Source organism: Mycolicibacterium sp. XJ2546, assembly GCF_053483195.1.
Genome location: NZ_JBEFRW010000011.1, coordinates 107709 through 126505 on the forward strand (window position 1 = coordinate 107709; position 18797 = coordinate 126505).

The 18797-nt window shown below is 66.9% G+C and carries 19 protein-coding genes; 10 read left to right on the top strand and 9 right to left on the bottom strand.

What is annotated here, in order from left to right; translation table 11 throughout:
* Window positions 1-51 precede the first annotated feature (51 nt).
* Window positions 52-1878, top strand: a complete 1827-nt coding sequence (locus ABQE44_RS18330) for an MFS transporter (protein ID WP_448393917.1) — start codon at window positions 52-54, stop codon at window positions 1876-1878.
* A gap of 5 nt (window positions 1879-1883) precedes the next feature.
* The gene (locus ABQE44_RS18335) at window positions 1884-2114 is read left to right on the top strand and encodes a hypothetical protein (protein ID WP_448431251.1); all 231 of its coding nucleotides are present in this window, start codon (window positions 1884-1886) and stop codon (window positions 2112-2114) included.
* Here ABQE44_RS18335 and ABQE44_RS18340 read toward each other — a convergent pair whose 3' ends face one another.
* Window positions 2115-2999, bottom strand: coding sequence for a cyclopropane mycolic acid synthase family methyltransferase (locus tag ABQE44_RS18340; protein ID WP_448393918.1), 885 nt, complete (start codon window positions 2997-2999; stop codon window positions 2115-2117).
* Window positions 3000-3233: 234 nt separating this feature from the next.
* On the opposite strand from ABQE44_RS18340, the gene ABQE44_RS18345 reads away from it, so the two are divergent.
* The 3 genes from ABQE44_RS18345 (at window position 3234) to ABQE44_RS18355 (ending at window position 5810) form a co-directional block, all read left to right on the top strand.
* Entirely contained in the window at window positions 3234-3725 is a 492-nt protein-coding gene (locus ABQE44_RS18345; protein WP_448431207.1) for a hypothetical protein, read from the top strand.
* Between the two features lie 24 nt (window positions 3726-3749).
* Complete coding sequence (locus ABQE44_RS18350; protein ID WP_448431209.1) at window positions 3750-4214, top strand: SRPBCC family protein; 465 nt, start codon at window positions 3750-3752, stop codon at window positions 4212-4214.
* A gap of 135 nt (window positions 4215-4349) precedes the next feature.
* Complete coding sequence (locus ABQE44_RS18355; RefSeq protein WP_448431211.1) at window positions 4350-5810, top strand: ArnT family glycosyltransferase; 1461 nt, start codon at window positions 4350-4352, stop codon at window positions 5808-5810.
* A gap of 13 nt (window positions 5811-5823) precedes the next feature.
* Here ABQE44_RS18355 and ABQE44_RS18360 read toward each other — a convergent pair whose 3' ends face one another.
* Window positions 5824-7749 carry a flavin-containing monooxygenase gene (locus tag ABQE44_RS18360; RefSeq protein ID WP_448431213.1) on the bottom strand — a complete coding sequence of 642 codons (1926 nt, stop codon included), beginning with the start codon at window positions 7747-7749 and terminating at the stop codon, window positions 5824-5826.
* A 98-nt stretch (window positions 7750-7847) separates the two neighbouring features.
* On the opposite strand from ABQE44_RS18360, the gene ABQE44_RS18365 reads away from it, so the two are divergent.
* Window positions 7848-9131, top strand: a complete 1284-nt coding sequence (locus tag ABQE44_RS18365) for a cytochrome P450 (RefSeq protein WP_448393923.1) — start codon at window positions 7848-7850, stop codon at window positions 9129-9131.
* A 52-nt stretch (window positions 9132-9183) separates the two neighbouring features.
* Window positions 9184-10281 (top strand): Rv2629 family ribosome hibernation factor, encoded by a 1098-nt coding sequence (locus tag ABQE44_RS18370; protein ID WP_448431215.1) that lies wholly within the window; start codon window positions 9184-9186, stop codon window positions 10279-10281.
* 1 nt (window position 10282) lies between these two features.
* On the opposite strand, the gene ABQE44_RS18375 is transcribed toward ABQE44_RS18370, so the two are convergent.
* The 5 genes from ABQE44_RS18375 to ABQE44_RS18395 form a co-directional block, all read right to left on the bottom strand.
* Window positions 10283-10981, bottom strand: a complete 699-nt coding sequence (locus ABQE44_RS18375) for an HAD family hydrolase (RefSeq protein ID WP_448393925.1) — start codon at window positions 10979-10981, stop codon at window positions 10283-10285.
* Window positions 10971-11339 (bottom strand): hypothetical protein, encoded by a 369-nt coding sequence (locus ABQE44_RS18380; RefSeq protein ID WP_448393926.1) that lies wholly within the window; start codon window positions 11337-11339, stop codon window positions 10971-10973. Before ABQE44_RS18380 ends, ABQE44_RS18375 begins: the two co-directional genes overlap by 11 nt.
* A 112-nt stretch (window positions 11340-11451) precedes the next feature.
* Complete coding sequence (locus ABQE44_RS18385) at window positions 11452-11835, bottom strand: cupredoxin domain-containing protein (protein WP_448431217.1); 384 nt, start codon at window positions 11833-11835, stop codon at window positions 11452-11454.
* Between the two features lie 57 nt (window positions 11836-11892).
* Window positions 11893-12291, bottom strand: a complete 399-nt coding sequence (locus ABQE44_RS18390) for a hypothetical protein (protein WP_448393928.1) — start codon at window positions 12289-12291, stop codon at window positions 11893-11895.
* Between the two features lie 97 nt (window positions 12292-12388).
* Complete coding sequence (locus tag ABQE44_RS18395; protein ID WP_448393929.1) at window positions 12389-13294, bottom strand: dienelactone hydrolase family protein; 906 nt, start codon at window positions 13292-13294, stop codon at window positions 12389-12391.
* 118 nt (window positions 13295-13412) lie between these two features.
* On the opposite strand from ABQE44_RS18395, the gene ABQE44_RS18400 reads away from it, so the two are divergent.
* From ABQE44_RS18400 to ABQE44_RS18410, 3 genes are all read left to right on the top strand, one after another.
* Window positions 13413-15203: an N-acyl-D-amino-acid deacylase family protein gene (locus tag ABQE44_RS18400; protein WP_448431219.1), complete on the top strand. Its 1791-nt coding sequence runs from the start codon at window positions 13413-13415 to the stop codon at window positions 15201-15203.
* A gap of 16 nt (window positions 15204-15219) precedes the next feature.
* Window positions 15220-15636, top strand: coding sequence for a nuclear transport factor 2 family protein (locus tag ABQE44_RS18405; protein WP_448393931.1), 417 nt, complete (start codon window positions 15220-15222; stop codon window positions 15634-15636).
* Window positions 15637-15714: 78 nt separating this feature from the next.
* A complete protein-coding gene (locus ABQE44_RS18410; protein ID WP_448393932.1) occupies window positions 15715-16914 on the top strand; it encodes an FUSC family protein in 1200 nt (399 codons plus the stop codon).
* Between the two features lie 2 nt (window positions 16915-16916).
* On the opposite strand, the gene ABQE44_RS18415 is transcribed toward ABQE44_RS18410, so the two are convergent.
* Complete coding sequence (locus ABQE44_RS18415) at window positions 16917-18284, bottom strand: type I glutamate--ammonia ligase (protein ID WP_448431221.1); 1368 nt, start codon at window positions 18282-18284, stop codon at window positions 16917-16919.
* Window positions 18285-18313: 29 nt separating this feature from the next.
* Window positions 18314-18796 carry a carboxymuconolactone decarboxylase family protein gene (locus ABQE44_RS18420; RefSeq protein WP_448431223.1) on the bottom strand — a complete coding sequence of 161 codons (483 nt, stop codon included), beginning with the start codon at window positions 18794-18796 and terminating at the stop codon, window positions 18314-18316.
* Window position 18797 lies beyond the last annotated feature (1 nt).

Here is an 18797-nt window from a genome sequence, read left to right on the forward strand (position 1 = left end):
CTCGCGCGTTGGGTACTCCCCCGCCAGCCACCAACGGGTAGGGAGGGCGTGATGGGCAGTCAGGTGGAGACCGGCACGATCACAACGCAGGTTCCGTCCCGGTTGGACCGACTGTCCTGGTCGGGTTTTCACTGGCGCGTAGTCCTCGGGCTGGGCGGGGTGTGGATCCTCGACGGGCTCGAAGTCACCATGGTGGGCAACGTCGCATCCCGGCTGACTGAAGAAGGTAGCGGCATCGAGCTCACTGCCGGTCAAATCGGTATCGCCGCAGCCATTTACATCACGGGGGCATGTCTAGGAGCGCTGTTCTTCGGTCAGATGACCGACCGGTTCGGCCGCAAGAAGCTCTTCATCCTCACGCTCGTGGTGTATCTGACCGCAACGGTGGCAACGGCTTTCGCGTTCGCGCCCTGGTACTTCTATCTAACCCGGTTTTTCACCGGCGCGGGTATCGGCGGCGAATACGCCGCAATCAACTCCGCGATCGACGAACTGATTCCGGCGCGCGTGCGGGGCCGTGTTGATCTGGTCATCAACGGCTCGTACTGGCTGGGTGCGGCCGGCGGCGCCGCGGGCGCACTGCTGCTGTTGGACACCTCGATCTTCCCCGCCGACATCGGTTGGCGGGTCGCGTTCGGTCTCGGCGCCGTCTTCGGTCTGATCGTGCTGGTGGTGCGCCGCAACGTACCCGAAAGCCCCCGTTGGCTTTTCATCCACGGCCGCGAGGATGAAGCCGAACGGATCGTCGGCGAGATCGAACGCGGTGTAGAACGCGAGACCGAGCAGCCGCTAGAGGAAGCCGAGGGCTCGATCACCGTGCGTCAGCGCAAGACGATCTCGTTCCGGGAGATCGCCAAGGTCGCCTTCACGTTGTATCCGCGACGGGCTTTCCTGTGTCTGGCCCTGTTCATCGGGCAGGCGTTCATCTACAACGCGTTCACGTTCAACCTCGGCACCATTTTGAGCACGTTCTACGGTGTGGCGTCCGGGCTGGTCCCGCTGTTCTTCATCGTGTGGGCGTTGAGCAACTTCGGCGGGCCCGTGGTGCTCGGGCGGTTGTTCGACACCATCGGGCGAAAACCCATGATCTCCTTCGCCTACATCGGGTCGGCGGCCGTCGCGGCGGTGCTCGCGGGAATCTTTTTGGCCGAAGCCGGTGGCGCCTGGGTGTTCATCGCGGTGCTCGCGTTCTGCTTCTTTCTGGCGTCCTCGGGTGCCAGCGCGGCTTATCTCACGGTCAGCGAGATCTTCCCGATGGAAACCCGCGCGATGGCGATCGCCTTCTTCTACGCGGTCGGCACCGCGATCGGCGGCATCAGCGGACCCTTGCTGTTCGGTCAGCTGATCGGTTCCGGGGACCGCGGCCTGGTGGCAATCGGATTTCTGATCGGTGCCGCGGTGATGGCGAGCGCCGGAGTCGTCGAACTGTTCTTGGGTGTGAAGGCCGAGGGGCAGGACCTCGAGTCGCTGGCAGCGCCGTTGACCACCGCAGACGCGGAGTCGAAGCCCGACGAGGATCCCGACCGGAAGGCGCGCGCGGAGCGCATCGCCGCACGCGCTGAACGTGAACGGGCCAGCCTGGCGACAGCGCGGCGCTACCGTCCCGGTCCGGCTCCGGGATGGACCGGCGCCTGGCGCGAGCCGCCCACCCCGGGGGTTCCGGAGACCGCCCTGGACCACGAGATCGAAACGATCGCCCGTGCGGTGCGCGAACACGGGCCGATGACGTTGCGTGAACTGCACAGGGCTGTCGGCGCGCGCTACTGGGGTCCCGGCGAGTTCCGTAAGGCCATGCGGGAAGCGTTGGTCGAGAACCGAATCGCCCGCCAGCGTCGCGGTCTGATCGTCGCGCAGGAGAGCGAGGCAGCGCCCAGGTGACTGCGATGTGCCTGGTGTTCGGGCACCAGCCGACGTTTGTCGCCGAAGGCAAGACCATGCGGTGGTCGTGTGAGCGGTGCGGAGAAGCGGCCGGCGCCAAGCAATATCGGACCGCCGCTGATGCGAAACGCTATGCCGCGGCGTTCAACAAGCGTGACGCCGACGACCTGGGCAAGCGCGCACCGTTGATCGGGCTGTTGCCGTTGCGGCTGTGGCGCCGGTTCCGGCGCGGGTGATCAGCTCTTGGCGAGCGTGAACTGGCAGATGTCGGTGTAGCCCTCGCGGAACAGATCCGCACAACCGGTCAGGTACTTCATGTACCGGTCGTAGACCTCTTCGGACTGGATCGCGATGGCCTCGTCCTTGTGGGCTTCGAGCGCCCCGGCCCAGATATCGAGGGTGCGGGCGTAGTGCAGGCGCAGCCGATGAGCGCGCGTGAGTTCGAAGCCGGCCTTTGCGGCGTGCTCCTCGACGACGTTCGGCTTCGGCAGGTCACCGCCGGGGAAGATCTCGTCCATGATGAACTTCGAGAACCGCAGCAGCTTCATCGTCAACGGCAGCCCGCTCTCGGCGAACTCCTCGTCGCTCGGCTTGATGATGGTGTGCAACAACATCACACCGTCCTGAGGCAGCACCGAATAGGCCATGTTGAAGAAGTCGTCGTATCGGTCGCGACCGAAATGCTCGAACGCGCCGATGGACACGATCCGGTCAACTGGCTCGTCGAACTGCTCCCAGCCGCGCAGCAGCACCCGCTTGCTTCGCGGGCTCGACGATTGCGCGAACAACTTCTCGACGTGGGCCTTCTGGTTCTCGCTCAGGGTCAGGCCGATGACGTTGACGTCGTAGCGTTCCAACGCCCGGTTCAACGTCGCACCCCAACCGCAGCCGATGTCGAGCAGCGTCATCCCCGGCTGCAGGCCCAGCTTGCCCAGCGATAGGTCGATCTTGGCGAGCTGCGCTTCTTCCAGCGTCATATCGTCACGCTCGAAGTAAGCACAGCTGTACGTCTGCGTCGGATCGAGGAAGAGCCGGAAGAAGTCGTCAGAGAGGTCGTAGTGCGACTGCACATCCTCGAAGTGGGGCTTTAGGCCCCCCGCGTTATTCGTGGTTTCTGGCAAAACTCAACCCTCTGCACATCAGCTTGTTTGATCCGTAAGGCTTCGCATCTGCAGGCGAGCGCCGCCCCGTCATCAGCGCAGTCTACGCGCAGTGTCCGGGTATACCGAACACGCTTGGGACGCGGCTGTGCGACGCCGGCGGCGAGACGGCCAGCGAAGGCCGGTGACGTGCGCGGACGGCATTGTTCGCGGGTGTCCCACTCCGGTACCCGGGCCACAGGTAAGGATGAGGGCATGAACACCCAGGATGCCGGCGAGATGCTGCGGCGACTCGAGGCCGATCCGGACGCCACGGGTCGCTACGGACAGCCCTACGAAACGAGAGACGGAGCAACGGTGATCCCCGTGACCAAGCCGGTCGGTGTCTTCGTCATCAAGGACGGCCGCGTGCGGTGGAAACCCGCAGTCGACACCACCCGCATCGCGCTGATGGGCATCCTGGTCGGCCTGGTATCGGCGGTGTTCGCCGGGGTGACGATGGTGCGTCGGCCCCCTGGCCGGATCTGTACGGCGACATCGCGCAGTTGCGCTAGCCGAAGTTTGGCCGCGCGGGCCAAGGGTACGAGCGTGCCCATGACCACTGACCGCGGACCGAAGCCGGACGGCGGAGAATACGACCCGGACCAGGACCCCGATGCCGACCCGGAAATGTTGCAGTCCCAGCAGCACCAGCCCGATCAGGCCGAAGGCGCTGACGATCCGTCGGAAACCGGGCAAGGTGGGTAGCAACGACGGTGAGGAGATCCACATATGGACGGTTCGGTGACGGTATCGATGGCGGCGCCGGCGGAGCGTATCTGGGACCTGATCGCGGACGTGCGCAACACCGGCAAGTTCTCACCTGAGGTGATAGAGGCCGAATGGCTCGACGGTGCCACCGGACCGGCGCTGGGAGCGCGGTTCCGCGGGCACGTCAAACGCAACGAAATCGGGCCGGTGTACTGGACGACGTGCGAGGTCACCGCCTGCGAGCCGGGCCGCGAGTTCGGCTTCGCGGTGCTGCTCGGCGATAAACCGGTCAACAACTGGCACTACCGGCTCACCCCAGCCGACAGCGGCACCGACGTCACCGAGTCGTTCCGACTCAGCGAATCCTTGCCGACGAAATTGTTCTCGGTCTTCGGCGGCCAGCTGCGACGTCGACGCAACATCCGCGATATGCGCAAGACGCTGGAACGCATCAAGGCTGTGGTCGAGGCGCCCGGAAGCGGGTAAACCGCTGCCGTGCAACCCCTTACGCCAGAGGGCTGCAGAAGCGACGCACTCGGTCGCTGACCGCCCGGCGCGTCGGCGGCCAGCACCTTGGCGTCCATCCTGAGTGCCATACATCAACCACTAACCTGGCGCCATATGGCCGCGACGCAATTGGATCCCCCCCAAGATCAACACACCACGTTTCCCTTCGCCGCGACGGTGGTTCTCCCGATCGCCGGCCTGGTCGCCGTATTGCAGTGTGTTGCAGCAGCATTAGCACAGAATTACTGGTTCGACGAGGTGTACATGCTGGCCATCGGCCGCCATCACCTCGACTGGGGCTCGGCCGACCAGCCACCGTTGACGCCCGCGATTGCGGCGCTCATGGATGCGATCGCCCCCGGCTCGGTGATCGCACTACGGATACCGGTGGCGTTGGCAACGGCGGGCGCCGTGGTGCTCGCCGGGCTCATCGCCCGCGAACTCGGATGTGATCGTCGCGCACAGGGATTCACCGCGTTCGCGCAGGCGACCGGAATATGGGTCACCCTGGGCGGGCACTGGTTGACTCCCTACATGCTCGAACCGGCGCAGTGGCTGTTGATGATCTGGCTACTGGTCCGGTGGATACGGGTGCGCGATGACCGCCTGCTGCTGGTGCTCGGCGTGGTCACCGGCGCTGCCGCGCTGACGAAGTTCCAAGTCTTCGCGTTGTGCGCGGTGCTCATCGTCGCGGTGGCAGCGGTGGGACCCCGCGAACTGTTGCGCCGGCCGTCGCTCTGGGCCGGCGCCGCTATCGCTGGTCTGCTCGCAGCCCCGACGCTGCTGTGGCAGCACGCCAACGGCTGGCCGCAGCTGAAGATGACGTCGGTGGTAGTCGGTGAGGCCGATGCGTTGTACGGCGGGCGCATCGGGGTCGCACTGCAGATGATCTTCTTCGCGGGGCTCATCGGAACAGCGCTGATGCTCTACGGACTCTGGCGGCTGCGGCACGATCCAACACTGGGCCCCTACCGCTTTCTCGGCGTTGCGTTCCTGGTGCTGTTGGTGCTGTTCGTCGCCGCGCCGGGCCGGCCCTACTACCTGGCCGGGATGTACGCCCCGCTGGCGGCGCTGGGGGCCCTGGGGTTGCAGCGGCGTCGGGAGGCAGGACGTCGTGCGCGCCGGTGGCTTGTCGGGTCGGCCTGTCTGGCCAGCGCAGCGCTCGCCGCGGCGGTGCTGGTGCTGTCGATCACGATCGTTCGCTCGGACACCGGTGAGGAGATCGCCCGAGTGACCGCTGAGAGTTACCACGCGTTACCCGAGCAGCAGCGTCAGCGCACCGTGGTGATGGGACAGTCCTATATCGTCGCCGCCTACATCGACGGCTACTCGACGCGCTATGACCTACCGCAGGCCCACAGCGCCAACCGCAGCTACGGGTACTTCCCTCCCCCGCCCGCCGAGTACGACACCGTGCTCTACGTCGGCAGCGACGACGAAGACATCGCTTCGCATTTCGCGCAGAGCCGCCCGATCGCCGAGGTCGGCGATGACATGCAGGCCTACCTGCTCACTGGACAACGGCAGTCGTGGGAGCAGATCTGGCCGCAGATGCGATCGTTGACCGTCGACTGAAGTAGCGTCCGGTCTAACGGATTACGAAGTCGGCCGGATCCGGTTCGCGGGTCCAGGTCCAGTAGTCCACCAGCCGCCACGGCGACAGCGTGTGCACCTCGCCGTAGCTGTTCTTGAAATACGAATGCTTGATCGTGGGCTGTGACCAGACCATCCCGCGCATCTCGGCCTGACTGCGTTGGTGCCAGTCCGTCGTCTTTTCCTGCGTCGGCTCCATCGTCCTATGACCGTCGGCAATCAGCAGTTCCAAACACTGTGTGATGTAGCGCATCTGGCATTCCGACTGGAAAATGAGGCTGCCGCCGCTGGCCAACCAGGTGCCGGGGCCGTTCATGCAGAAGAAGTTCGGGTAGCCGGGAATGGTGATGCCCAGATAAGCCGACGGCCGCTCACCCCAGCGCTCGCTGAGCACTTCACCGCCACGGCCCCGAATAGCCATGGGCCACAACAGCTTGGTGTGTGCGAATCCGGTGGCGTAGATGATGACGTCGGTCGGATACCGGGCGCCGTCCTCGGTGACGACGGCGTCTGGTTCGATGTGGTCGATCCCGGTTCGGACGAGGTCGACGTTCTCGCGCGTCAGGGTCTTCAGCCAGCTGCCGTTGTCCTGCAACGTGCGCTTGCCGGTCGCCGGATAGTCGGGCAGCACCTTGGCCAGCAACTCGGCGTCATCGCCGACCTGGCTCCTGATCCACTCGGTGAACATGATGCGGGCGCCCTCGCTGACCTCGTTGACCGCCTTCTGCTGGTCCGGGTAATTCGGGTCGACGCGCGCCACGTCGAACCCCTTGTCGCACCACGGCCAGAACAGCAGGAAGCGATACCACCGGCCGTAGAAGGGAAGGTGTCGCAGCGCCCATTGCACGCCGGGGCCGACCTTGTCGTGGTAACCCATATTCGGGAACATCCACTGCGCCGTGCGTTGAAAGACGGTGAGGTGACCGACATCCGGTGCGATCGTCGGCGCAATCTGAAAGCCGCTGGCCCCCGCGCCGATCATCGTGACCCGCTTGCCGCGAAGGTCAACGGTGTGGTCCCACGCGCTGGAGTGGAAACTCGGGCCGGCGAACTCCTGCGCTCCGTCGATCGTCGGAATGTGTGGCCGGTCGAGCTGCCCCACCGCGGTGATCACCGCGCGCGCCGACAGTTCGGTTGGCCGTCCGCTGCGGTCGCGGGCGCGAACCGTCCACGTGGCGGTGTCGTCGTCCCAGGCTGCCTCGGTGACCTCGGTCTCCCACAGCACGTGGCGACGGATGTCGTGCTTGTCCATCACGCGTTCGAAATAGGCTTGCAGCTCGGGCTGTTCGGCGAAGAAATGGGTCCATTGATCGGTCGGCTCGAAGCTGTAGCAGTAGAAGTGGTTGGGCACGTCCACGCGCGCGCCCGGGTAGGTGTTCTGATACCACGTGCCGCCGACGCCGGCGTTCTTCTCGACGATGGTGAACGGGATGCCCGCCTGTTTGAGCCGGATCCCCGCCAGCAGGCCTGATTCGCCGCAGCCGATGACCACGACCGGGAAGTCGGCGGCGTCGCCCTTAACGGCGGAGCGGGCGGCCCGGCTATCTCTGCCGTCGAGCTCCATCTCCTCGAGCAGCATCGGCACGTACTCGTCGGGCACCGGCTCACAGACCAGCCACTGCATCATCTCGTGGAGCAGGTCTGCGCTGATCGGCTCGGGTTCCGGGCAGCCGCGGTCGCGGTAGTCGGCGATGACCTCCAGCGCGATCTTGCGCGCCGCTGCCTTGTCCTCCTCGGACATGTAGCCCTGCACCTCGTTGAGGAACAGGCCGGCGGGTTTGAGCTCGCCGCGGATCAGGCTCGGGTCACCGGACATATGCACGCACGACAGCAGCAGCGTCGGAATGCTGACGTCGAGCAGCGCCTCGGCGATCTCCTCGTCCGTCGTCGTAAACGGTTGTCCGGCATGTGGGTTTCGCACCTCCCCTTTCTAGCGTGAGCAGATGCAGAAACGTGTCGAATGCCGCGCTTTCGCACGCTTCTGCGTTTGCTCGCCAAACGGAGGTTAGGCTCGGGAAGGTGGGAATCGTGACCCGGGTGAACGGTACCGCTCCGCCCGACATACCGCTGGCTGACATCGACCTGGGCACCTGGGAGTTCTGGGGCCGCGACGACGATATCCGCGACGGGGCGTTCACCACGCTGCGCCGCGAGGCGCCGGTGTCCTTCCACTCGGCCTACATCGAGGACGCTGAGAACGAAGTCGCCGGTCACTGGGCCCTCACCCGCTACGACGACGTGTTCTACGCGAGCCGCCACCCCGAGATCTTCAGCTCGGCGCTGGGCATCACGATCGGTGACCAGAACCCGGAGCTCAACGAATATTTCGGCTCGATGATCGCGATGGACGATCCGCGGCACACCAGGCTGCGCAACATCGTGCGCAGCGCGTTCACGCCGCGCGTGCTGGCGATGGTCGAGGACTCAGTGCGCGAGCGGGCGCGACGGCTGGTCGAGGATATGGTGTCCGCCCACCCCGACGGCAAGGGCGAGCTGGTCGCCGAACTGGCCGGACCCCTGCCGCTGCAGATCATTTGCGACATGATGGGCATCCCCGAGCAGGACCACCAGCAGATCTTCCACTGGACCAACGTCATCCTTGGGTTCGGCGACCCCGATATCGCCACCGACTTCGACGAGTTCGCCCGCGTCGCGATGGATATCGGCGCGTACGCGAAAGCGCTGGCCGACGACCGGCGGGCCCGGCCCGGCGAGGACCTCACCACCAGCCTGGTGCAGGCCGAACTCGACGGCGAGGGGCTGACCTCCGCTGAGATCGCGTCGTTTTTCATCCTGCTGGTCGTCGCGGGCAATGAGACCACCCGCAACGCCATCAGCCACGGGGTGCTTGCGCTGAGCCGTTACCCCGACCAGCGCGACCTGTGGTGGCGCAACTACCACGAGGTGGCGCCGACGGCCGTCGAGGAGATCGTGCGGTGGGCGTCGCCAGTGGCGTACATGCGCCGCACCGCCACGTGCGACACCGAGGTGCGCGGTGTGCAGATCGCCGCAGGCGACAAGGTCACCCTCTGGTACGGGTCGGCCAACCGCGACGAGACGAAGTTCGCCGACCCGTGGCGCTTCGACGTGCAGCGACATCCCAACCCGCACGTCGGCTTCGGCGGCGGCGGTGCCCACTTCTGCCTCGGGGCCAACCTCGCCCGCCGCGAGATCACGGTCGCCTTCGAGGAACTGCACGCCCGGCTACCCGACATCACCGCCACCGAGGAACCCGACCGGCTGCACTCGGCGTTCATCCACGGCATCAAACGGCTACCGGTGTCCTGGACTCCCCCGCGCTGACGAGTGCGTGAGAACCTGTGTCGTCGTCCGCGCTGCGGGTAACCCACACAACATGCAATCGGAACACTTTCGCTCGCTGCTGGACTCGAAGGGTCCCTTTGGATCGGTGTACTTCGAGGACTCCCACAACACCGAGGACGCCGCGGCACAGACCGACCTGAAATGGCGTGCGCTGCGCGGACAGCTCGAGGAGCAGGGCGCCGAACCCGCGCTCACCGAACACATCGAACGGGCCATCCGCGAGGCCGCTCCCCCGGTTGGGCGCAGCGGTCGAGCGGTGGTCGCCACCGCCGACGGCGTACTGGTCAACGAACCGCTCATTCGGCCGGCCGGCCCCGAGGTGCGGGTGTCGGCGCTGCCCTACATCGTGCCCGTCGTCGCACACGGCGTGGACCGGTCGAGGTATGTGGTCGCGATCGTCGACCACCAGGGCGGCGATATCACGCTGTATCGGGCCCACACCGCCGACGCTGAGACCGTCGACGGCGCCGGATACCCCGTGCACCAGGCGTCGGGAGCCGATACCCCCGGCTACGCCGACGCCCAACGTGCCGCCGACGCGGCCCGCGACCAGAATGTACGCACCGTGGCCAACCGCCTCGTCGAAATCGTCGACGACGCCGCACCCGAGATCGTGTTCGTCGTCGGCGAGGTCAGCTCACGGGCTGACCTGGTCGCCGACCTGCCCGAGCGGGTCGCGTCGCGTGTCGTGGAGCTGTCCGTCGGCGCCAGGAACAGCGGATTCGAGGACGCCGAGTTGCACAACGCCATCGACGAGGAGTATCAACGCCGCCGGCTCGCCGCGATCGACCATGCCGCACAGCAGTTTCAGGCCGCCATCGGCAACGACTCCGGGCTGGCCACCGAAGGGCTTGACGGGGTGACCGCCGCGCTGCGCGCCGGTGCGGTCGAGACGCTGATCATCGGTGACGTCGGCGACGCGACCGTGGTCGCCGGGGACGACCTCGCCACCGTCGCGCCGAATCCGAACGTGCTCTCGGAGTTGGGGACAGCGCCGACGCAGACCTTGCGCGCCGACGAGGCCCTGCCCATGGCCGCCGTCGCCACGGGCGCCAAGCTGATCCGCACCGACGAGCGCATCGAGCCGGCCGACGGTATCGCCGCGGTGCTGCGCTACGCGCTGCCCTGACCTACCGCGCGCCGACGATGTTGGCGAGCGCGGCGATAGGGGTGTCGTCGAGATGCTGGCAGAGATTCAACGCGTTGTCGAAAACCCGTGCTGCACCGGCGCTTTCCAGCTCGGCTTGCGACACTCCCCCGCTGAGCAGCGCAACGGTCTGCACGCCGGCACGTTGGCAGGCCACGACGTCCCACACCGCGTCGCCGACGAAGACGGCGTGCGCGGCGGGCACCCCGGCCCGGTCCAGCGCCACCTCGATCAGATCGGGCTGGGGTTTGGCCGTCTCCACGTCGGCCGACGACGTCACCGCCGACACCAGGTGGTCGCTGTCGAGCACCTCACGCAGGATGGACAGTTCGTCCTCGGGTGCCGAGGTCGCCAGCACGACCTGCAGGTCCAGCTTGACGACCGCTTCCAGCAGTTCACGGGCGCCCGGCAGCGGCCGTAGCTCCGGCGTCATCTCCTTGTAGTAGCGCGAATGCAGGTCCTTGACGCGTTCGACGCTGTCCTCGTCGGCGCCGTCTGTCAGCGTGCGGACCAACGTGGTGCCGTCCATCCCGATCGAGCGGTGGATGCGCCACGCTTCGACGGGGCGGCCGACCTCATCGAACGCCCGGTACCACGCGTGGACATGCAGATAGTTCGAATCGACGAGCGTGCCGTCGATGTCGAACAACACGGCAGGCGGGGTGTTGGGGCTACTGCTCACGACGATCGGAGGTCTTCGACCTCGGATCGAGCTTGTCGGCGTGTTCGCGACGGGCGTCGAGATCGTGACGCGACGTGGACGCCGCATCACGGCGCGTCGCCGCGGTGTCGGCCAGCCTGGCGGCCTCAGCGGCCTTCGCCTCGGCGTCGGCCTGGGCGGCGCGGGCTTTGGCCTCGGTTTCTTGGGCCAGTGCCTCCCGCTTTTGCACCCGGTGTGAATCGTGGTCCACCTCTTCGCGGATGCGCTCGGCTTCAACATGGCGCTTACGGTTGCGCCCCTGCACTGCAACGTAGGCCAGAATTGCGATCGCGATGATCGCCACCACGGCCACGATGACCCATACGACGGTGTTGTCCATCTCGGCTCCTTCGTTCGGTCGGGCCGCAGCGACTGACGGACCCGCTAATAAGACGGGGTGCCCGTGCCGGCGAGGGCTAAACCGGGTGCACGCGAAGTGGGAGGTCAGCGCCCTACTGCTGGACGATCAGCGTGCCCGTCATCGACGGGTGGTACACGCAGTAGATGTCGTACTCGCCGGGGTCCGTCGGTGCCGTCAATGTGACCTGCTGACCACCGTCGACGTGCACATCGAACGTCTCCGAGGTCACCGAGTGCTCGGCGGAGTCCTCGTTGATCACGGTGATCTGTTCACCGGGAGCGACGGTGACCGGATCCCCGAAGCTCATGTCGGCGATGGTGATCGTCGGGCCCGACGCGGGAGCGCTGGTGGCGGGCGGGGCGGTCGCGGTGGCCGTCCCGGTGGCATCTTGTTCGGTGGTGGCCGACTGGGTGCAGCCCACGGCGAGCGCGGTGATCGCACACAGGGCGGTGCAGAACAACAAGACCTTTCTCATCGTGTCCCCTTACGTTGTGTTCCACCCGGGACACGAGCAGCGGACCGGTCGGGTTCGCTACAGCGTCGCGGTGAACGGACCCGTCGGTTGGCACGCCGGTTGTGGCGGGTTCCCGACGTTGGCGCACCCCCGCCCTGTCGATATGTACGTCGCACCGGGCTGATACGGGGCGTAGTAGACCTGCGCGACCAGCGGTCCGTTGTTGCTCGCGCACTGACGGGGCCCCGACGCGCCCTCCAACTGCACACACGCGACCGTGGAGAACACTTGTGCGCGGTCGCACGCGGCCGGCTTCAGCGTTGCGGTCACCATGGGGGTTCCGGACACGTCGACGACGTGGGGCGCCGAGAGCGTGTAGTCGCACGGCGACGTCTGCGGTTCCGCACCGGCGACACCCCCGCCGGTCGCGAGGAGGAGGGTGGCGGAGGCGACGCCGACCGTCAACGGCCTGAGCATGTGTGGATCGTAGATCACCTTCGTCGAGTGAGCAGACATAAAAGGTGGTCTTGGACGGGGTTTTCGCCCCCTTCTGTGTCTGCTCGCGGTCCATGGGCTAGAGGTAGCGGGCAAACCAGTCCTGCACCCGCTGCCAGGCGTCGGTCGCCGCGGCGGCGTTGTAGCGCTGGCCGGTGTCGTTGAAGAACGCGTGGTTGGCGTCGGGTTCGGTGACGAGCTCGAACACCAGGCCCGCCTGCTCCAGCGCCGCGCGCGCGACCGGTTCGGTGGCGTTGACGCGCTGATCCTGGGCTGCGTAGATCCCGAGCACCGCAACGTCTTTGGACCCGGAGAAGTCGGGGTCCTCCGGTGTCGGGCCGTAGAACGGCACGGCCGCCGCCAGCCGCGGTGCGCCGGCGTCCAACAGCCGCCACACCATCGCCCCGCCCATGCAGAACCCGACCGCCGCGATCTTTCGATCCGGAACGCGGCGCACCAGCTCGTCGACCCCGGAGCGCAGGTCGGCGACCGCGTCCTCGGGCGGAATTTCGCCGAGGGCCGCGGTGGCCCGCGCGGGATCGGCGAAGGTGCCCGTGCCGCCCCGCGCCGAGAGCAGGTCGATCGCCAGCGCGGAGTAGCCGATGCCCGCGAACCGGCCCGCCACCGACCGGATGTGGTCGGTGAGCCCCTTGTTCTCGTGGATGACCAGCACGGCGCCGCGGGCGTCGGGCGCCTGCGCCCATGCCCCCTGCAGCTCACCGCGGGGCCCGGGCCAGGTGATCGCCGTAGTGTCGACCGCGGTCTGCGAACCCGGCGGTGCGCCCGCCGTCGCGGGCTCGCTCGAGGTGACCGGGGCCTGCCCCTCGGGCTGGCGGTTATCGCTGCAGCCGGTGATCAAGGCCGTCGCCGCGGCCGCGCCGACGCCGAGCAGCGCGAGCCTGCGCAGCGCCTCACGTCTGGACAACAGCCCGTCGACATGGTCGATGGCGATTTCCTCGGCGATGTAGCGCTGCAGCGGCGTCATCTTCGTCAGTATGCCCCGGACGACCGGTAGTGCCAGGTCATCGCCTAAAATAGACAGATATGCAAATCTGTTCACCCATTTCATTGACACCGTTATCGGCGGGCTGTTCTATGACGGGGTGAGCTACGACACGATCATCGAAAACGGCCGCTGGTTCGACGGCACCGGCGCACCGTCCGCGGTGAGAAACATCGGCATCCGAGACGGCCACATCGCCGCGATCAGCGCAGCGGACCTCGACCCGACCGGCTGCCCCGACGTCATCGACGCATCGGGTAAATGGGTGCTGCCCGGCATGCTCGATATCCACACCCACTACGACGTCGAGGTGCTCGACGGCCCGGCGCTGGCCGAATCGTTGCGCCACGGGGTAACCACGGTGATGCTCGGCTCCTGCTCGCTGTCCACGGTGCATGTCGACGGTACCGACGCCGGCGACATCTTCGGTCGGGTCGAGGCGATCCCGCGCGATCACGTCATCGACGCCGTGGACCGCAACAAGACGTGGACCGACTGCGAGCAGTACATCGCAGCGTTGGAGGCCCGGCCGCTGGGCCCCAACGTCGCTGCCTTCATCGGGCACTCCGATATGCGGGCGGCCACCATGGGCCTGGACCGCGCGACTCGCAAGGACGCGCGTCCCACCCGCAGCGAGCAGGCCCAGCTGGAGCGGTGGCTCTCGGCGGCGCTGAAGGCCGGCTTTGTCGGAATGTCTTCGCAGCAACTGCTTTTCGACAAGCTCGACGGTGACGTGTGCCGGTCGCGCACGCTGCCGTCCACCTACGCCAAGCCCCGCGAGCTGCGCAGGCTCAAGGCGTTGCTGCGGCGCACCGGCCGAGTGCTGCAGTCGGGCCCTGACATTCAGAACCCGCTGAACCTACTTTCCCAGCTGGCGCAGTCGCTGGGCTTGGTTCGCAACCCGCTCAAGACCAGCCTGCTTTCGGCGGCCGACGTGAAGTCCAATCCGTACAGCATCCATGCCCTGGGCCCGGGCGCCCGGTTGGTCAACAAGCTCGGCGGAAACTTCCGCTGGCAGCATCTGCCGGTGCCGTTCGAGGTCTACGCCGACGGCATCGACCTGGTGGTCTTCGAGGAGTTCGGCGCCGGTGCCGCCGCGCTGCACCTGCGCGACGAGGTCGAGCGCAACGAACTGATGCGCGACGAGGCCTACCGCCGCCGGTTCCGCAAGGAGTACGAGAGCAAACTCGGTATCCGGGTCTGGCAGCGCGACTTCTTCGATGCCGAGATCGTGGCATGTCCGGACACGTCGATCGTCGGCAAGTCGTTCGGTCAGGTCGGCAAGGAGCGCGGCGGACTGCACCCCGTCGACGCGTTCCTGGACCTGGTGCTCGAACACGGTCGGGCGCTGCGCTGGCGCACCACGATCTCCAACCACCGGCCCGACGTGCTCAAGAAGTTGGCGCGCGACACCGGTATCCAGATGGGCTTCTCCGACGCCGGTGCGCACCTGCGCAACATGGCCTTCTACAACATGGGCCTGCGGTTTTTGCGCCATGTGCGCGACGCCGAGCGCGCAGGTAAGCCGTTTCTGAGCGTCGAGCAGGCCGTGCACCGGCTGACCGGTGAACTGGCCGACTGGTACCGCCTGGACGCCGGGCATCTACGCATCGGCGACCGGGCCGATCTGGTGGTCGTCGACCCCGAGCACCTGGACGACTCGCTGGACTCCTACGCCGAGGAGGTCGTCGAGCAGTACGGGGGTTTATCGCGCATGGTCAACCGCAACGACGACACCGTGACCGCCGTCTACGTCGGCGGCAGAGCGGTCTTCGTCGGCGGCCAACCGACCGATGTCGTCGGCCGGCAGCGCACCGGACGGTTTCTGCGCGCAGCGCACAAGGCGCCCGCGATCTCCGCACAGGAAGGCGAATTAGCCAGTGTCAGTTGAAGATACGGTCTTGGGGATGTGGAAGGCGTTGTCCGCGCGCAACTGGGAGGAGCTCAAGACGTTCCTGTCCGACGACTGCATCTACCTCGACGTGCCCGTCGGCCCGACCGCGGCCGCCCGTGGGCCCGAGGACATCGTCAAGCGGCTCAAGATCGGCTTGGAGCCGTTGGCGTCCTACGAGAACTTCAGTGGGCTGTTGGTCGACAACGGCGTCGACGCGATGTACGAGCACAGCGAGGAATGGCACTGGCCAACAGGCGAATCGGCGGTGCTGAAGTTCGTTTCGGTGCACAAGGTTCAGAATGGCAAGGTCACGTTGTGGAAGGACTACTGGGACATGGGCGCGCTGGCCAACAACGCCCCGCCGACCTGGATGGAGGACTTCGCGAACGCCGACATGAGTTGGGTGTTCGACGCCACCGGCCTGGTGTGACGGTGCGGCGCCGGTTTGAGGTCGGCGACAGGCGGTAAACCCTTCAGATCGGCGAGGCTCGGCTGAAGGAGACGTGACGTGCATACGCGTGCGGCACTGTCCGCGTTCGTCGGACGCGTGAGACGCGCGCTGGCGCGGCGCAGCTTCGACCGCGACAACGTGCTGATGCTCGGCAAGTCAGTGCTGGCGGCGACGGTGGCCTGGCTGCTGGCTTCGCAGGTGTTCGGCGCGAGCCACGCCACGTTCGCGCCGTTCTCGGCGGTGCTGCTCATGCAGATCACCATCGCCGACTCGGTGCAGATGGCGATGCACTACACCGGCGCGGTGATCGTCGGCGTCTGCCTCACCGGGGCGATCGTGCTGCCGTGGGGCGCACAGCCGTGGCTGTTCCCGGTCATCCTGGCAATCGCGCTGACCATCGGACGCTGGCGACGGCTCGGGAGCCAGGGCATCAACGTCACGGTCGCCGCGATCTTCGCCTACGGCGCGTTCGCCATGCCCGAACCCGGGGTGTCGCCGCCGTCTCAGCTCCCCGAGATCGTGGGCATGGTGCTGCTCGGCGCCTCGGTCGCGTTAGCCGTGAACCTGCTGGTGGCACCCCCGTTGCGGTACCGCAGCGCCGGGTATGCCGTCCAATCGTTCAACGATTCGTTGTCAGACTTGCTGACCGACATGGCCGATGGGCTGAAAGACGGGACGCCCGACGCGGATGCCGCACGCCATTGGCGACAACACGCCGACGGCCTCGCACGCCTGACCCCGCAGGCGCGTCACACCGTGGACCATGCCGATCAGACCTCGCGGTTCAACCCCCGCCGGCTGCTGGTCCACGACCACCGCAGCTTCGACGGTTACCGCGTGACGATTCAGGCGGCGGACCGCATCACCGCTCAGGTGCGGTCGGTGATCACCGGGTTGATCCGGATCGGCGAACGCGACGACGACGAACAGCAACCGCACCACGACGCGTTTCTGCGCCACTACGCGACCGTGCTGTCCGCGGTGCGCGACGCCGTCTCCGCGATGGGTGGCATTCACTCCGTCGACGACCTCACCAACGGCGAACCAGTGGGCGAGGCGGTCCAGACCTGCACGGCGGCAGTGCAAAAACTCGCATCGCAGGCACAAGGTAAACCGCTCGATCAGCCGACCCAGTGGTCGGTGTACGGCGGTCTGTACGCCGATGCGCAGCGGCTGTGTGACGAGGTGGGATGGGCGCGCGACGGGCTCAACGAGGTGGCCGACGCCGTGCGCAGACGCGTGCGGACCGCGCGCTGAACTCACACGCTCCAGGCCAGCCGGAACTTCTCGGCGAGTTCATCGGGCTTCATGTCGCCATAGGTGTACTGCTCGTAGCGCCGTACCGCCACGGTGGCGTCCACGGCCGCGTCGCCGAGAATTCCGCGCAGCAGCGACGAGTTGTCCAGCCGGTCGAGCGCATCGGACTGGTCGGACGTCAACAGCGCGATACCGGCCTGTGCGCGAGCCGCATCCGTCATGGTGGCCGGGCCGACGGTGATCTCCTCCCCCGGCGATAGCTTGCGCTCGATACCGTCGAGCGCCATGCCCAGGATGGCAGCCGTCGCGAGATACGGGTTGGCCGACGGGTCGATCACCTTCACCTCGACATTGGCGCCGCCCGGGTTGCTCGGCCCGCCGGATACGAAACGTACTGCGGCCTCCCGGTTCTCGGTGCCCCAGCAAAGATACGCACCTGACCAAAGCCCCGGCTTGAGCCGCATCGTCGACAGCACCGAACCGCACAGCACGCCCTGGGCCTCCGGCAGGCCGGCGATCAGCCCGGCTATCGCGGCTTGGCCATCGGCTGTTATCGACGCGGCACCATCGCCGTTATCCCCGGGAAACAGGGGCATTTCCCCGCGGGTCAGCGAAAGGTGTTGATGCGAACCGGATCCCACGCTGTCGGCGAACGGCACCGGTGACAGGCTGACCCGCATCCCGTGTTGGCGAGCGACCCGGCCGATGATGATGCGCATCAGCACCAGTTGGTCGGCAGCGGCCACCGGTGGCGCCGGAGACAGCGATATCTCGAACTGGTTGCGCCCGTACTCGGGGTGGAACTGCTCGATCCAAACACCCGAGGCGGCAGCGGCGTTGGTGACATCGCGGACGAAGCCTTCGAACTCCAGTACGCCGGCAAGCCCGTATTGGGCCCACAGCTGCGACGGTAGCGCGCCGCCGTCCGGTGCGACGAGCACGAACTCCATCTCGTGCCCGACGGCCGCGTCGATGCCCGCATCGGCCAGCCGATCGGCCACCCTGCGCAGCGTGCCGCGGCTGCAGTAGGGATCCGGTGAGCCGTCCTGGTTGAAGAACGCACTCGGAGCCCAGGCCAACCCGTCGCCGAGGATGCGAAGGGCGCCCAGATCGATGCGTATCCGCTGATCGCCCACCACGCCGATCGCGTCCCCGAAGACGATGCCGGTCTGATCGATGGCGAACACATGCCAGACCGGGCTGGCGCCCAGGCCGGGCTCGGCGAACGAGCCCATCCGGCGCAGCGGCACGGTCTTGGCGAGCGTGAGCCCGGCGGGGTTGACGACCGTACCGATCAGCGTGGTGACGCCGTCGGCCTCGAGTTGGGCGATCGCCGCGGCGGCGAGCGGTTCGGCGGTCCGCGATGTCATGCGGTAATTGTGCGGGCTCGCGGGGTTCGTTACAGCGTGATCTTGCAGCTTTGGCCGATGTCGAGGGTGCGCAGCATCCGGCCCATGCCCAACCACATCGCGCACGACAGGGCCAGGTCGGTGAGCAGTTCGTCGTCGAAGTGCTCACGGCAGCGGGCCCAGAAGTCCTCGTCGTCACGCAGGGCGGTGTGGTCGGAGGCGAACCGTTCGGCGAACTCCGCGGCGACGCGCTCCTGGCCGCTGTAGCCCGGCCACGTCCGCCATTGCGCGGCATGATCGTAAAGCTCCTCGTCGACGCCGGCCGCGATACCTGCCGAGTCGCGGGTGTTCTGGCACACCACGCACTCGTTGTCCAGCGCGATGACCATCCTGGCCAGCTCACGGACCCGCATCGGAAGCCGGTTCTTGGTGTAGACCGCGTTGGTGAAACCGGCCATCGCGACGCCGATGTCGGGCGACTTGACCACCCAGGCGGCCGCGTCGTCATCGGCGAACTCCCCTATACGGCTCATG